Source organism: Nesterenkonia populi, assembly GCF_007994735.1.
GTDB lineage: Bacteria > Actinomycetota > Actinomycetes > Actinomycetales > Micrococcaceae > Nesterenkonia > Nesterenkonia populi.
Genome location: NZ_VOIL01000001.1, coordinates 2,493,135 through 2,506,913 on the forward strand (window position 1 = coordinate 2,493,135; position 13,779 = coordinate 2,506,913).

General features: G+C 68.1%; 14 protein-coding genes. 1 reads left to right on the plus strand and 13 read right to left on the minus strand.

Annotated elements, in window-relative coordinates; all coding sequences use genetic code 11:
- Positions 1 to 24: 24 nt before the first annotated feature.
- The 7 genes from FWJ47_RS11685 to FWJ47_RS11715 all read right to left on the minus strand — a co-directional run bounded on the left by FWJ47_RS11685 (position 25) and on the right by FWJ47_RS11715 (position 7,451).
- On the minus strand, positions 25 to 1,455 hold the full coding sequence (locus tag FWJ47_RS11685) for a M50 family metallopeptidase (protein WP_425466011.1): 1,431 nt from the start codon (positions 1,453 to 1,455) through the stop codon (positions 25 to 27).
- 35 nt (positions 1,456 to 1,490) lie between these two features.
- Positions 1,491 to 2,723 carry a 1-deoxy-D-xylulose-5-phosphate reductoisomerase gene (dxr, locus tag FWJ47_RS11690; RefSeq protein ID WP_147108521.1) on the minus strand — a complete coding sequence of 411 codons (1,233 nt, stop codon included), beginning with the start codon at positions 2,721 to 2,723 and terminating at the stop codon, positions 1,491 to 1,493.
- A 186-nt stretch (positions 2,724 to 2,909) separates the two neighbouring features.
- Positions 2,910 to 3,872 carry a hypothetical protein gene (locus FWJ47_RS11695; protein WP_147108524.1) on the minus strand — a complete coding sequence of 321 codons (963 nt, stop codon included), beginning with the start codon at positions 3,870 to 3,872 and terminating at the stop codon, positions 2,910 to 2,912.
- Between the two features lie 205 nt (positions 3,873 to 4,077).
- On the minus strand, positions 4,078 to 5,538 hold the full coding sequence (locus tag FWJ47_RS11700; RefSeq protein WP_246126291.1) for a sodium/solute symporter: 1,461 nt from the start codon (positions 5,536 to 5,538) through the stop codon (positions 4,078 to 4,080).
- Positions 5,531 to 5,917 carry a hypothetical protein gene (locus FWJ47_RS11705; RefSeq protein WP_147108527.1) on the minus strand — a complete coding sequence of 129 codons (387 nt, stop codon included), beginning with the start codon at positions 5,915 to 5,917 and terminating at the stop codon, positions 5,531 to 5,533. Before FWJ47_RS11705 ends, FWJ47_RS11700 begins: the two co-directional genes overlap by 8 nt.
- Positions 5,914 to 6,642 (minus strand): LytR/AlgR family response regulator transcription factor, encoded by a 729-nt coding sequence (locus FWJ47_RS11710; RefSeq protein WP_147108531.1) that lies wholly within the window; start codon positions 6,640 to 6,642, stop codon positions 5,914 to 5,916. Before FWJ47_RS11710 ends, FWJ47_RS11705 begins: the two co-directional genes overlap by 4 nt.
- Positions 6,639 to 7,451: a histidine kinase gene (locus tag FWJ47_RS11715; RefSeq protein ID WP_147108534.1), complete on the minus strand. Its 813-nt coding sequence runs from the start codon at positions 7,449 to 7,451 to the stop codon at positions 6,639 to 6,641. Before FWJ47_RS11715 ends, FWJ47_RS11710 begins: the two co-directional genes overlap by 4 nt.
- Positions 7,452 to 7,696: 245 nt before the next feature.
- Between FWJ47_RS11715 and FWJ47_RS11720 the strand changes: the two genes are divergently transcribed.
- Positions 7,697 to 9,313, plus strand: coding sequence for an OFA family MFS transporter (locus FWJ47_RS11720; RefSeq protein ID WP_147109426.1), 1,617 nt, complete (start codon positions 7,697 to 7,699; stop codon positions 9,311 to 9,313).
- 129 nt (positions 9,314 to 9,442) lie between these two features.
- Here the strand turns inward: FWJ47_RS11720 and FWJ47_RS11725 are convergent, their stop codons facing one another.
- From FWJ47_RS11725 to tsf, 6 genes are all read right to left on the minus strand, one after another.
- Positions 9,443 to 9,913, minus strand: a complete 471-nt coding sequence (locus FWJ47_RS11725; RefSeq protein WP_147108536.1) for a GNAT family N-acetyltransferase — start codon at positions 9,911 to 9,913, stop codon at positions 9,443 to 9,445.
- A gap of 5 nt (positions 9,914 to 9,918) precedes the next feature.
- Positions 9,919 to 10,467, minus strand: a complete 549-nt coding sequence (locus FWJ47_RS11730) for a DivIVA domain-containing protein (protein WP_147108540.1) — start codon at positions 10,465 to 10,467, stop codon at positions 9,919 to 9,921.
- Positions 10,468 to 10,487: 20 nt separating this feature from the next.
- Positions 10,488 to 11,345: a phosphatidate cytidylyltransferase gene (locus FWJ47_RS11735; protein ID WP_246126292.1), complete on the minus strand. Its 858-nt coding sequence runs from the start codon at positions 11,343 to 11,345 to the stop codon at positions 10,488 to 10,490.
- A gap of 90 nt (positions 11,346 to 11,435) precedes the next feature.
- Complete coding sequence (frr, locus tag FWJ47_RS11740) at positions 11,436 to 11,993, minus strand: ribosome recycling factor (protein WP_147108546.1); 558 nt, start codon at positions 11,991 to 11,993, stop codon at positions 11,436 to 11,438.
- Positions 11,994 to 12,061: 68 nt separating this feature from the next.
- Complete coding sequence (gene pyrH / locus FWJ47_RS11745) at positions 12,062 to 12,811, minus strand: UMP kinase (protein WP_147108549.1); 750 nt, start codon at positions 12,809 to 12,811, stop codon at positions 12,062 to 12,064.
- Positions 12,812 to 12,936: 125 nt separating this feature from the next.
- Positions 12,937 to 13,773 carry a translation elongation factor Ts gene (gene tsf, locus FWJ47_RS11750; protein WP_147108553.1) on the minus strand — a complete coding sequence of 279 codons (837 nt, stop codon included), beginning with the start codon at positions 13,771 to 13,773 and terminating at the stop codon, positions 12,937 to 12,939.
- Positions 13,774 to 13,779 lie beyond the last annotated feature (6 nt).

Genomic DNA, 13,779 nt, shown 5'->3' on the forward strand with positions numbered 1-13,779 from the left:
CAGCCTCCCGACGTCGCGCCTCTCCTACTCGTCGGGGAAGAGTCTGATCGGATCGACGATGTCGGCGAAGATCAGCATGGCGCCCATCGCGATGATGCAGAGCGCGACGATATAGGTCAGCGGCAGCAGCTTGGAGATGTCGAATGGACCCGGGTCCGGGCGGCCGAAGAGCTTGGCCAGGCGGCGACGCAGCGACTCGTAGAGGGCACCGGCCACGTGCCCGCCGTCCAGCGGCAGCAGCGGGATGAGGTTGAACACCATCAGGGCCACGTTCACCCCGGCCACCAGAGACATCAGGGTGGCGAACCGGGACTCCCACGGGATCTGCTCCTGCGCGGAGATCTCACCGGCGATCCGGCCCACGCCCACCACGGACATGGGCCCGTCGGGGTCGCGCTCGGCGTCGGTGAAGGTGGTGACGGCGACGTCGTACAGCCGCACCGGCAGGGTCACCACGACCTGGCTGATCGCCTTGGTCTGCTCCCAGACGATCGGCCCGGCCTCCCAGGGCGGCTGGCGGACGAGCTCCTGGTCCGCCCCCATGCCGATGAATCCGGCCTGCTCGGTGATGAGCTCATCGTTCTCATCCCGCTCAGGCCGGTTGAGCTGATCGTAGACGGGCCGTTCGGTCTCGATGGGGGTGATGGCGGTGGAGTGGGTCTCACCGTCCCGCTCGTAGACCAGCGAGGTGTCCTCACCCGCTGCCTCCCGGATGAGCAGCGTGAGCTGGTCCCAGTCCTCCACCGGCTGGCCGCCGAACTCGACGATCTCGTCCCCGGGCCGCAGCCCGGCCTCGTAGGCGGGGCCCGGCGGGTCATCGGCGGCGCACTCGTCCCCCTGCTCCTCAGCGAGCTCCTGGGAGGCCGCCACGCACTCGTAGACCTCCACCACACGCGGCACCGTCTCGTTCATGCCGTGCAGAGAGACCGTCCCGGCGGTGAGGAACAGGGCCAGCAGCCCGTTCATCGCCGGGCCGCCGAGCATCACGATGATCTTCTTCCAGGTGGCCTGGCTGTAGAACATCCGGGACTCGTCACCGGGCTGGAGCTCCTCGGCCGCGACCTCACGGGCCTCCTCGGACATCTGTTGGAAGATGCCGGTGGAGTGCGACGTCACTGTGCGGGGCTCCTCCGCCGAGGACGCCGCATGCTCAGGCGCCGCATGCGGTGCGGTGCCGTACTGGCTGCCGACCTCACGGAGGTACGGGTCCTCGGGACCGGAGTCGGCGACGTCGTGCGTCGGCTTCGGCCCGGCCGGCGGGTACATCCCGATCATCGCGATATAGCCGCCGAGGGGCAGGGCCTTGATCCCGTACTCGGTCTCGCCCTTCTGCTTGGACCAGATGGTCCTGCCGAATCCGACCATGTACTGGGTGACCCGGATCCTGAAGAGCTTGGCGGGGAGCAGGTGGCCCACCTCGTGCAGGGCGATGGAGACGATGATGCCCACCACCATGATCAGGACCCCGACCAGGGTCAGCAGCGCGACGGTCACCGGGCACCCGCCTCAGCGCGAGCCCGGTCAGCGCTGAGACCCAGCAGCTCGTTCGCCCGGGCGCGCGCCCAGGTCTCAGCCTCCAGCACAGCGTCCAGGTCTGCGCGCGCGGCCGGGACGCCGTCGTGCTCAGTGAGCACCTCTGCCACGGTGGGCAGGATTCCGGTGAAGGGCACCTCGCTGCGGTGGAATGCCTCAACGGCCTGCTCGTTGGCGGCGTTGTAGACCCCCATATGGGTCGCGCTGCTCGCGGCGGCTCGCTTGGCGAGCTGCACGGCGGGGAACGCCTCGTGGTCCAGAGGCTCGAAGGTCCAGGACATCGCGTGCGTCCAGTCGATCGGGGTGTCGACCCTCTCCAGGCGGTCAGGGTGCGACAGCGCCCAGCCGATCGGCACCAGCATCCTGGGCGGGCCCGCCTGGGCGACGGTGGAGCCGTCCTGGAACTCCACCAGCGAGTGGATGTACTGCTGCGGGTGGATGACCGTTTCGATCTGCTCGAGCGGGACGTCGAAGAGCAGATGCGCCTCAATGACCTCCAGCGCCTTGTTGACCATGGTCGCCGAGTTGGTGGTGACCATCAGCCCCATCGCAAAGTTCGGGTGCTTCAGCGCCATCTCCGGGGTGACGTCCGCCAGCTGGGCGGCCTCCCAGCCGCGGAAGGGGCCCCCTGAGGCGGTGAGCACCAGCTTGGACACCTCGGTCTCGCCGTCGGAGGCAGCTTCCGGGGAGCAGAGCCCGCGCCGGTGCCGTCCCGAGATCAGCGCCTGAGCCAGGGCCGAGTGCTCCGAGTCCACCGGGACGACCTGGCCCGGGCGGGTGCAGGCCCCAGCAATCAGCGCGCCGCCGACCACCAGGGACTCCTTATTGGCCAGGGCAAGCTGGGCCCCGGCCCGCAGGGCAGCGAGGGTGGGCTTCAGGCCGATGGAGCCGGTCATCGCGTTGAGGACGACGTCGGCCCCGGACTCAGCGGCGATCGTCTCGGCAGCCTCAGGGCCGGCGAGGATGTGGGGCGTGTGGTCGATGAGGCGCTCTTTGAGCGTGACCGCAGAATCGGCGTCGTGGATCCCCACGATCCCTGGGCGGAACTGGCGAGCCTGCTCCGCCAGCAGAGCGGCGTTGCGGCCTGCACAGAGCGCGACGACGTCAAACTTCTCCGGGTGCTGGGCGACCACCTCGAGCGCCTGCGTGCCGATGGATCCGGTGGACCCCAGAATTGCGACCTTCTTCATCACCGCCCCATTATCCACCCTCGTGCACCGCCGGCCGATCGCTGATCCGCTGCCGGTGCACCGGCAGCAGCACTCTCATCCCCAAGGTCAGGAGGCGCGCCCGCGTTCGCTGTCGGAAAGTTGCGGCACTTGACCCCGAAAAGAGCCAAAGCAGCTCAAAAGTCCAGCACCGAACGGCTGCTCCGATCACCCGAGGTAGCCCCGCTCACAAAGCTTCCCCAAGATCTTCTGCACCGCAGGAGCTCCTCCATTCCGCATGTGGTCCTTGGTGATGCGCACCTCTGTCCAGCCGAGCAGCTCAGCTGTCTCCTGCCTGTGCACATCCTGAAGCACCCGCTCAGGCGTGGAATGCACCGCAGCTCCCTCATACTGGATCGCCAGCCTCCACTCTCGAAGGGCAAGGTCAGGCCGAAAGCAACGCGCTCCACGCTCGTCGCAGACCAGCGGGTTCACCTCAGGAACCGGCAGCCCTGCCCGGTGCATCGCGTACCGGAGACGAGTCTCCGGGCGAGAATCCACGGCATCGCTGGCCAAATCGACCGCGGAGCGAGCCGCACGAATACCGTTCGCCCGCCCCCTGACGCGGAGAGCTTCCTCCAGCTCATGACGCCCGGCCAGGGGCGAAGGCAGGCCAGGGCGGCGGATTCGGACGCTGAGCACCTGGTCGGCAAGGACCAACGCATCCTCTTCGGAGCTGCGCAGCGCCACGTCCAGCCAGGCCCAGGCAGGAGAGACCACCCTGATCCTGTTCCACCACCGAAGGAACTCGTCCGGCACAGACCCCCGATGGGAGATCACCAGACCTGGTCGCTGAATCTGTGGCGCCCCCGCCAAACTGGTCAGGTGGAAGGGGCGTTTCAGCGGCCTGTCCGAGAAGCCCCACAGGGAGGCGGCGCTCTCATGAGACACGATTCGTCGCCCGTCCGCTGTCAGGGCCTGCAGCACCGCCCGCTCCTGCCTCTGCGGGTCTCGTACGGATTCGGCGGCGACATAGATCCCCCAGGCTGGTCGTATCGCGGTTCCGTTGGCCTCGGCATGCCGGAGGTCTCCACGGTTCAGCCCGCCTTCCAGGAGCCGACCCGCAAGGGCTCCGGAAGCGGACAGAGGTTTGGCCGGCCGTCGGCGCTGGTCTGGCTTCTCCTGCGTCACACCCCCAGCCCACGCGGAAAGCTCCCTGGGGAAGACAGGCGGACCGTGGGGTGTGCACGCCTCGGCGCAGCCTCGAGCCGTATGCAGGCTTGTGCAAGAGGGAGGGCGTCCATGGATGTTCGCTGCTGGAATTCTGCGACGAATTAGCCCGTCAGCGCGGAAAGCGGGCCCGAAATCCAGCAGCCAACGGACGGACGGAAAGCCGTCAGCCTTCCGGGAGGTGGAGACGGGCCAGGACCTTGGCTGTGTTGGCCGGCGGCGTGCTGGTTCCGAACCTGCTCACCAGCACCGCGACGGCGAACGCCAGCGGCACACACCAGAGCGCCGGATAGTTCAGCAGGACCGCCTCCGTGCTCCACACGCTCTCGAACGCCCAGCCGAGCGCGAAGGAACCCAGCGAAGCGGCAGCGCCGGTCACCATCCCCGCCACGGCCCCCTGCGCGGTGATCCCGGACCACCAGATCCCCAGCAGCAGCAGGGGCGCCAACGACGACCCCGCAAAGGTGAACACCATCGCCACCGTCCCGGCCAGCGGCATATGCGTGGTGGCGGTCGCGATCGCCAGCGGCAGGGCACAGGCCAGCACCGCACCGATCCGGAAGCCGCGCACCGACCCGCCGAAGAACTCCTGGGACAGCACCCCGGAGACGGAGACCACCAGGCCGGAGGACGTCGAGAGGAAGGCGGCGAACGCGCCGCCTGCGATCACCGCGGTGAGCAGATCCCCGCCGACACCCTCGAAGATCGCGGCCGGCAGACGCAGCAGAGCAGTGTCCGGGGAGCCGAGCCCCTGGTCAGGGAGCACCGCCCGGGCGATCACCCCCAGGGCCACCGGAAGCACGTAGAACCCGGAGAGCAGGCCCAGCAGCAGGAAGGTGGTGCGGCGAGCTGCGTCTCCGTCCGGGTTCGTGTAGAAGCGCACCAGAATGTGCGGCAGGCCGATGGTGCCGAGCATCAGCGCCAGCAGCAGCGAAACGATCCGGTACAGATCAGCTGGCGAGGAGCCGGCGTCGTCGTCCCACACGGAAGCGTCCCAGCCGGGCAGCCCCGCCCCACCCAGCGCGCCCGCCTGCAGCAGGATGAAGATCAGCGGGACCAGCAGCGCAGAAAGCTTGATCCAGTACTGGACCGCCTGGGCGATCGTCACCGACCGCATGCCGCCGGGCAGCACCGTGGCGAGCACCACCAGGATCACCGCCACCGGCCCCGCCCACCCCGGCAGCCCCGTGGTGGTGGTCAGAGCCAGGGCGGCCCCGTGCAGCTGCGGGACGATGTACAGCCAGCCGGTCAGCACCACGATGATCACCGTGGCCACCCGCAGCCGGGCCGAGGAGAACCGCAGGCTGACGAAGTCAGGCACGGTGTAGACCCCGGAGCGGCGCAGCGGACCGGTCATGAACAGCAGCATCGTCAGGCATCCTGCGGTGTAGCCCAGCGGGAACCACAGTCCGTAGGTGCCCTCCGCCACGATCAGCCCGGCCACGCCCAGAAAGCTGGCCGCAGAGATGTACTCGCCGGCCAGCGCAGAGGCGTTCATCCGCGGGGAGACCCGACGGGAGGCCACGTAGAAGTCGCTGGTGGAGCGGGCCACCCGCAGCCCGAACAGGCTGACCAGCATCGTCACGGCGAACACCAGGATGATGGCAGCGATGGTGTACTCAGGCACTGCGCCGCCTCCTGTAGGCCTGGTCGTACCGGAGGATCCTAAGCAGGTAGAACCGGCCCGCCGCCAGGATGATCGGGTACAGCACGACGCCGGGGATGATCCACACCAGCGGCCCCCGGGCCGGGGAGAGAGCCAGTGCCGCGCAGACCACCACCAGCAGGGTGAAGAATCCCAGCCCGATGGCGACGGCGATCCGCAGCTTCGCGGATATCAGCGCCAGCACGCCGGCGTCCTCCTCAGCGGCCCGGGCGCCCCCGCGCAGATGCCCGCGGCGGGGATCCAGCAGGGCCTCCTCACCCGTGGGCGGGATCTGCGGACCCACGACCCGCTGACGGGCGGGGCCGGCGCTGGTCGCGGCGTCGTCGGGCTCGCGGGTCATCGGCCCACCGATGCGAGACGGTCTCTCACCTGCGGCATCAGCCGGCGGCTGACATCCAGGTCCTCGTCTGCGACCCGGATCGTCATCCGTCCGGCCCTGTGCTGGACCCGCTGGACGTGGTGAAGGCTGATCAGGTGGGACCGGTGGATCCGGACGAACCCGTGCGGCTGCCACTGCTCCTCCAGGTCAGCCAGCGCCGCCCGCAGCAGGAAGGATCCCCGGTCAGTGTGGAGGCGGGCGTAGTCGCCCTGGGCCTCAGCCCTGCGGATCGCGGAGAGCTCCAGCAGCACGGTGGAGTCCCCGCGGCTGACGGAGATGCGCGGGGGTGCGGGGGCTGCGCTGCCGGCGTGGGGCGCCAGCGCCTCGGAGGCACGGGTGAGGGCTTCGCGGAGCCGGGAGGCGCGGACGGGTTTGAGCAGGTAGTCACGGGCGGCGAGCTCGAAGGCCTCCACCGCGGGCTGGGCGTCAGCGGTGATGAAGATGATCTGCGGGGCAGGCTCCCCGTCGGCGGCCTTCTCGGTGAGCCGGCGGGCCAGCTGCATCCCGTTCTGGCCGGGCATGTGGATGTCCAGGAGCACGACGTCGATGGGCTGGGTGCTGAGGATGTGCTTGGCCTGGGCCGCGTTGTGGGCGGTGTGGACGGTCTCCGCCAGCGGCTCAGACTCCAGCATCCACTGCATCTGGGTCACGGCGGGCTTCTCGTCGTCGACGACGAGGATCTTCATGCGCTCTCCTCTGTGCCGGGCTGGAACTTGGGCACCCGCATCCACACGCGCATGCCCGCTCCTTCGGCGGTCTCGATCTGCAGGCCGTCGGCTCCGCCGTAGGCCTGCCGCAGGCGCAGGTCCACGTTGCGCAGTCCGATGTGGGAGCTGCCCTCCTCTCCGACGAGGACCCTGCGGATCTGCTCCGGGTCTGCTCCGGGGCCGTCGTCCTCCACGCTGATGACGGCGTGGGTCCCCTCGTCCTGGCCGGTGAGCCGCACCTTCGCCTGCCCGGTGGCGGAGTCCATGCCGTGGCGGACGGCGTTCTCCACCAGCGGCTGCACTGCGAGGAACGGGAGTTTGAGGCTCAGGATCTCGGGGGCGATCTTCAGCCGGACCTGCACCCGGTCCTCGAACCGAGCCTGCTCGAGCAGCACATACCGCTCGACGGCGGCCAGCTCCTCCTCGAGGGTGGTGAAGTCGCCCGCGCCGCGCAGGCTGTACCGGGTGAAGTCGGCGAAGTCGATGACGAGCTCACGGGCCTTGACCGGGTCTGCAGGGATGGTCGCGGCGATTGCGTTGAGGCTGTTGTAGATGAAGTGCGGGGAGATCTGGCTGCGCAGGGTCCGCAGCTCGGCCTCCACGAGCTGCCGGCGGGTGGCCTCGGCGAGTGCACGGTAGTCCACGGCGTCGTCGGTGACCGGCTTGACCGCGGGGGTCTCGTCCGTCGGCTGGGCGGCCCGGCTGCGGGCAGCCACGTAGAGCACCAGTGCGGTCAGCACGGCGATGATGACCACAAGGATCGCCGTCGTCGCGCTCGCCTGCTCCATGCGGCCAGTCTAGGGACCCGCTGACCGTTCTGAGCGCCGCCTGACCGCTTGCCGCAGGAACAGTGCCGTTCGTCGTATCTGAGGGGCCGCTGGCACACGCATCATGCAAATGTGTGCCGAGTCACAAAAGAGTGACCCCCTGTTTTGTGCCCGATATGCCCCAAGAAAGGCAGCTGATGACCAACTCAGCCACCGCCTCAACGGTCGACGACCGGCAGACGAAGGCCACCCCGAAATTTGCCGAGATGCGCGCGCCCTCTTACCACCGGATCACTGCGGGTCCGGGGTTCAACCGTTGGATCATTCCGCCGGCCGCCCTGGCGATCCACATGTGCATCGGCCAGGTCTACGGCACCTCGGTCTACCAGTCCCGGCTGGCCGGCCACTTCGCCGAGGACCCGCTGGTGGGCATCTTCGGCCAGATCCTCGGCCCCATCTTCGGCGGCGAGCACCCGGCCCAGACCGCGGTGGCGTTCTTCGCGTTCTCCCTGTCCATCGTACTGATGGGCCTCTCCGCGGCCCTGTTCGGCAAGTGGGTGGACTACCGCGGCCCCCGGATGGCGATGCTGGCATCCACCACGTTCTGGATCACAGGCTTCCTGGTCGGCTCTGTCGGCATCTTCACCCAGCAGCTGTGGCTGGTGGGCCTGGGCTACGGCGTCATCGGCGGCATCGGCCTGGGCATCGGCTACATCGCCCCAGTCTCCACGCTGATGAAATGGTTCCCGGACCGTCCCGGCCTGGGCACCGGCATGGCCATCATGGGCTTCGGCGTCGGCGCGATGATCGCCGCACCGTTCTCGAACATGATGCTCGGCGTCTTCGGCCGCATGGGCATCGGCGAGGGCTTCGCCGTGGGCTACCTGTTCCTCACCCTCGCCGCGATCTACGCGCCCATGATGCTCTTCGCCGCATGGATCATCCGGGTTCCCGCCGCCGACTGGAAGCCGGAGGGCTTCGACCCGGAGAAGAGGAAAAAGTCCTCCAAGATGATCTCGGCGGGCAACGTCACCGCCAACAACGCCGTCAAGACCCCGCAGTTCTGGCTGCTGTGGGTGGTGCTGTTCGTCAACGTCACCGCCGCCGTCGGCCTGCTGCCGCAGGCAGCGAACGTGGTGCAGGACTTCTTCCGCGATGAGACCACCGGCGAAACCTTTGCCCACCCGGAGGTCGCGGCAGTGGCCGCCGCCGGGTTCGTCGGCTACCTGTCGCTGACCAACACCCTGGGACGCTTCGTCTGGGCCACCACCTCGGACAAGATCGGCCGCAAGCCGATCTACATGATGTACCTCGGCCTCGGCGCGGCGCTCTACATCTCCCTGGGCACCTTCGGCAACACCAACATGGCCGCGTTCATCGTCCTGGCGGGCATCATCCTGTCCTTCTACGGCGGCGGCTTCGCCACCATTCCGGCCTACCTGAAGGACCTCTTCGGCACCCTGCAGGTCGGCGCCATCCACGGCCGCCTGCTCACCGCCTGGTCCGCCGCGGGAATCACCGGCCCAGCCATCGTGAACATCACCCTGGACTCCGCTGACGGCACCGCGGGCATGGACCTCACCGCGGCGGACTACCGGCCGGCGCTGTTCATCATGGCCGGCCTGCTGGCGGTGGGCTTCATCGCCAACCTGATGGTGCGCCCGGTCAGCAAGAAGTGGCATGAGGAGTCCAAGGAGGCTGCCGCGCCCGCAACCAGGCCTAAGGACGAGGAGAGCCTGGTGGACACCACCCCACGGGTGACCCCCGCCGGCCCCCCGATCGTCCCGATCCCCGTGGCCTGGGTCATCGTGTCCGTTCCGATGCTCTTCGGCCTGACCTACACCTTCATCAACGCCACCCAGCTTTTCTTCCCCGGATCCTGACGAGGTCGGCAGCGGCTTCCGTCCGAGCAGCCACGCAGCCCGGGAGCGCCTGGCCCATCACTGGCAGGCCTGCCCGGGCTGTGTGGTGCTCGGAGACATATTCGCCTCGGTGAGCACCGGCGGAGCATCTCAGTCGAGCTGAAGGATCTTCTCAGTCACGACCTGGGCCCGGGCGTTGGAGAAGACCTGCTCCTCCCCGACTTCCTGGAAGCCGCGGGTGGCGAGGATTTTCAGGCTGCCGCCGTTGTCCGCGACGACGCGTGCACGCAGGGGCCGCGGCTCGAACTCTTTGAGGAACTGGTCCACAGCGGTGGTCGTGATGCCCTGGGACCAGAACTGCTTATCGGTCCAGAACATGATCTCGTGGGCGTCCTCGTCCTGGAAGACGGCGATGGAGCCGGCGGGGACGCCGTCGACGTCGATGGTGCGGACCAGGGAGGACTCGTCACCGAGGAGCTGGCTCCAGTGGTGGTCGAAGACGCTTCGGTCCTTGGGGTTGGTGGGCGCGAAGCCGGCCATGTGGGCGGCGTCGGCGTCCTGCTGAAAGTGGAAGAACTGGTCCAGGTCGGCTTCGTTGACGGCCCGCAGTGTGATGCTCATTCGAGTCAGCCTACCGAAGCCATGATCTCAGTCATACGGTCCAGGAACGCATCGACCTGGGCTTCGTCGTAGGCGGAGCCGCCGGATGCGGCGGCGAAGGTGACGGTGCGGATCTCGTCGACGCTCATCGGGTTCTCGCCGTCGAGGTACTGCTCGAGCCGATGGGCGAGCTCGTCCACCTCGGTCTTGCGGTACCCGGCGGGCCCGGCGTCGGGCTCCCGGAACCGTTGGCCCGCGGGGCGCTCGAGGCGTCTGCGCAGCGGTTCGGCGCGCTCGGCGAGCAGCTCGTACCAGGCGTCCTCTCCGTGGGCGGCGATGTAGCGGTCGCGCTCGGCAGAGGCGAAGGCGTCCTCGAGCCGGTCCAGGGCCGCATCGACCTCCGCGGGGTTGTACCCGCCGGGGCCCATGGAGAAGCTGGCCTCCCGGATCTCGGCCAGGGGCATGCTGCGTCCGGAGTCATAGGCCGCGCGGGCGCGGGCCATGAACTGGTCGACTTCCTCCCGGCTGTAGCCGTGCTCGTTCTCGGAGAGCAGGGTGAACAGTGGTTGCGCCATGCCGACAAGCCTAAGTGGGCTCAGCCCAGGCCGAGAGCCACCACGCCGAGGTAGGCGGCCGGCATCGCCCAGACGATCGAGTCGAGCCGGTCCATGACCCCGCCGTGGCCGGGCAGTGCGTTGGACATGTCCTTGATGCCTGTTTCACGCTTGAGCATCGATTCCGCGAAGTCTCCGGCGGTGGCTGCGACGACGACGAGCAGCGCGAGCACCACCCCCGCGTAGAGCGGCTCGGAGAACACCAGCCAGGAGAACAGCGAGCTGACCGCGGAGGCGCCGATGACGGAGCCGGCGAAGCCCTCCCAGGACTTTTTGGGGCTGACCGTCGGCACCATGGGGTGCTTCCCGAAGAGTCGGCCTGCGATGTACCCGAAGGTGTCGTTGGAGACCACCAGCAGCACGACGACGGTCAGCCGCCATGCACCGTCGTCCAGCTGCACCAGGAGCACGGCGAAGGACACGAGGAAAGGCACCCAGCAGGCGGTGAAGATCGCTGCTGCAGCTGACTGCAGCGGGGGACGGCCTGTGTCATCAGAAGGCTTTCGGAGGGTGCTGCGGATGAGCACCCAGGCCACCAGCAGGATGCTGGTGGCAGCCAGCGCGAGGACCAGGCCCTCCTCCGCGGCGACGTAGGCCGCCACCAGCATCCCGACCGAACCCACGCCCAGGGGGATGACCGGAACCTCGAATCTCTGGCTCCGAAGGGCCCGGGCCACCTCCCAGACGCCCAGGCACAGCAGAACAGAGAAGAGGCCTATCAGCACCTCGACGAAGAAGAGGATGCCGATCACCGCTGGGATCAGCAGCCCAGCACCGGTGGCGATGGCTGCCGGTAGGTTCCGTCCGCCGCGGGGCTCCTTCTTCTCGGGAGGGGTCACGGCCGAATCTCTCAGGTTCTGGGCAGGCGGGGCTTCGGTGCCGTCAGACGGGAAGGGCGGCGGCGTAGAGGTCATGTGGGGCGCCGAGGCTCAGACCTCGAGGAGTTCGGCTTCCTTGCGCTTGGACATCTCCTCGATGCGGTCCACGTACTTCTTGGTGAGCGCCTCGAGCTCCTTGGTGCCGCGCTCGGCGTCGTCCTCGCCGACTTCGCCGTCCTTGGAGGCTTTCTCCATCGCCTCCTTGGCTTTGCGGCGGGCGTTGCGGACGGAGACCTTGTGGTCCTCCCCCTTGCCTTTGATGAGCTTCACGTATTCCTTGCGCCGCTCCTCGGTCAGCTCCGGCATGGTGATGCGGATCTGTTTGCCGTCGTTGGACGGGTTCGCGCCGATCTCGGAGTCGGAGAGGGCCTTCTCGATCTCGCGCATCGCGGAGACGTCATAGGGGGTGATGAGGATGGTGCGTGCGTCCGGTGTGTTGAAGGACGCGAGCTGCTGCAGCGGGGTGGCGCTGCCGTAGTAGTCGACGAGCACCTTGGAGTACATGGCAGGGTTGGCCCGACCGGTGCGCACGCTGGCGAAGTCCTCGCTGGTCGCCTCGACGGTGCGCTGCATGGCATCTTCGGCCTCGAGCAGGGTCTCCTCAATCACGGTTCTCTCCTTGGGTGTCCGGTTGTGCCAGGTGGAAGTCTACTGAAAGGGGGCGACGTCGAGCACTGTCATGGGTTGACGGCGGTGCCGATCTCTTCGCCGAGCAGGGCGCGGGTGATGTTCCCCTCCCCCTCCATGCCGAAGACCCGCATGGGCAGGCCGTTGTCGTTGCACATGGTCATCGCAGTCTGGTCCATGACTCGGATGTCCTGGCGCAGCGCCTCATCGTAGGTGAGGGTGTCCAGCTTCTCTGCGCTGGGGTCCTTGCGGGGGTCTGCGCTGTAGACGCCGTCCACGCCGGACTTCGCCATGAGCACCTGCTGCGCTCCTACCTCCAGGGCACGCTGCGCGCAGACCGTGTCGGTGGAGAAGAACGGCATGCCCGCGCCGGCTCCGAAGACCACTACGCGGCCCTTCTCCATGTGGCGGACGGCCCGGAGGGGGATGTAGGGCTCGGAGACCTGAGCCATGGAGATGGCGGTCTGCACACGGGTGGGCTGCCCCGACTGCTCAAGGAAGTCCTGGAGCGACAGGGCGTTCATCACGGTTCCGAGCATGCCCATGTAGTCGGCGCGGGCCCTGTCCATACCGGCTTTGGACAGTTCGGCGCCGCGGAAGAAATTGCCGCCGCCGACGACGACGCTGACCTCGACCCGGCCCTTCACCGCGGCGATCTGCTCGGCGATGGCCCGCACAGTGGCGGGGTCCACGCCCACGGAGCCGCCGCCGAAGACCTCGCCGGAGAGCTTCAGGAGCACGCGGCGGCGTCCTGGGTTGGCGCGATCCGGGGTGGTGTCAGCGGGCACGGGCGGTGTCATGGGGCTCCTTCGCATCGCGGGGCTTCTGGGACGGGATGTCGGGCATAGGAAAAGGGGGTGGCCACCTCAGTGATGGCCACCCCCTTTCCTGTGAAGACGTTCAGCTCAGTTTAACGCCTCAGGCCTCAGGAGCCGACGCGGAAGCGGGCGAAGCCCACAGCCTTGGCGCCGGCGGCGTCGAGGATCTGGCTGACGGTCTGCTTGGGGTCCTTTGCGAAGGGCTGGTCGACGAGCACGTGCTCCTTGAAGTACGCGTTGGTGCGTCCCTCGATGATCTTGGGCAGAGCCTGCTCCGGCTTGTTCTCGGCGCGGGCGGTCTCCTCGGCGATGCGACGCTCGTCGGCGACGGTCTCTTCGGGGACCTCCTCACGGACGAGGTAGGTCGGGGACAGGGCGGCTGCGTGCACGGCGACGTCGTGAGCTGCGGCCTTGGCGTCCTCGGAGTCGCTGTCCGCTGCAAAGAGCACTCCGACCTGGGCAGGCAGGTCCTTGGAGGTCTTGTGCAGGTAGGCGTCCACGTAGCCGCCGGTGATCTTGGCCAGGCGGCGCACGACCACCTTCTCGCCCAGGATGGCTGCCTCTTCGGTGACGTAGTCGGAGAGCTTCTTGCCCTCGACCTCGTCCTCCAGCAGGGTCTCGACGCTGCTGTGGCCGCCGGCCACGGCAACGTCGAGGACCTTCTCTGCCAGTGCGACGAACTTGTCGGACTTGGCGACGAAGTCGGTCTCTGCGTTGACCTCGAGCAGGTAGCCGGCCTGGTCCGTCACCTTGGCGGTGATCAGCCCCTCGGCGGCCGAACGGCCCTCTCGCTTGGCGGCACCCTTCAGGCCCTTGATACGGATGGCCTCAATGGCCTTGTCGACGTCGCCGTCGGCTTCGTCCAGGGCCTTCTTGACGTCCATCATGCCGGCGCCGGTGCGCTCACGCAGGGCCTTGATGTCGGCAGCGGTGTAGTTCGCCATGAGTTG

Coding starts and splice junctions, on each gene's coding strand:
- FWJ47_RS11685 (WP_425466011.1), bottom strand. CDS start 1,455: ATGGTGGTGGGCATCATCGTCTCCATCGCCCTGCACGAGGTGGGCCAC.
- dxr (WP_147108521.1), bottom strand. CDS start 2,723: ATGAAGAAGGTCGCAATTCTGGGGTCCACCGGATCCATCGGCACGCAG.
- FWJ47_RS11705 (WP_147108527.1), bottom strand. CDS start 5,917: ATGACCCGCGAGCCCGACGACGCCGCGACCAGCGCCGGCCCCGCCCGT.
- FWJ47_RS11710 (WP_147108531.1), bottom strand. CDS start 6,642: ATGAAGATCCTCGTCGTCGACGACGAGAAGCCCGCCGTGACCCAGATG.
- FWJ47_RS11715 (WP_147108534.1), bottom strand. CDS start 7,451: ATGGAGCAGGCGAGCGCGACGACGGCGATCCTTGTGGTCATCATCGCC.
- FWJ47_RS11720 (WP_147109426.1), top strand. CDS start 7,697: ATGCGCGCGCCCTCTTACCACCGGATCACTGCGGGTCCGGGGTTCAAC.
- FWJ47_RS11725 (WP_147108536.1), bottom strand. CDS start 9,913: ATGAGCATCACACTGCGGGCCGTCAACGAAGCCGACCTGGACCAGTTC.
- FWJ47_RS11730 (WP_147108540.1), bottom strand. CDS start 10,467: ATGGCGCAACCACTGTTCACCCTGCTCTCCGAGAACGAGCACGGCTAC.
- pyrH (WP_147108549.1), bottom strand. CDS start 12,811: ATGACACCGCCCGTGCCCGCTGACACCACCCCGGATCGCGCCAACCCA.
- tsf (WP_147108553.1), bottom strand. CDS start 13,773: ATGGCGAACTACACCGCTGCCGACATCAAGGCCCTGCGTGAGCGCACC.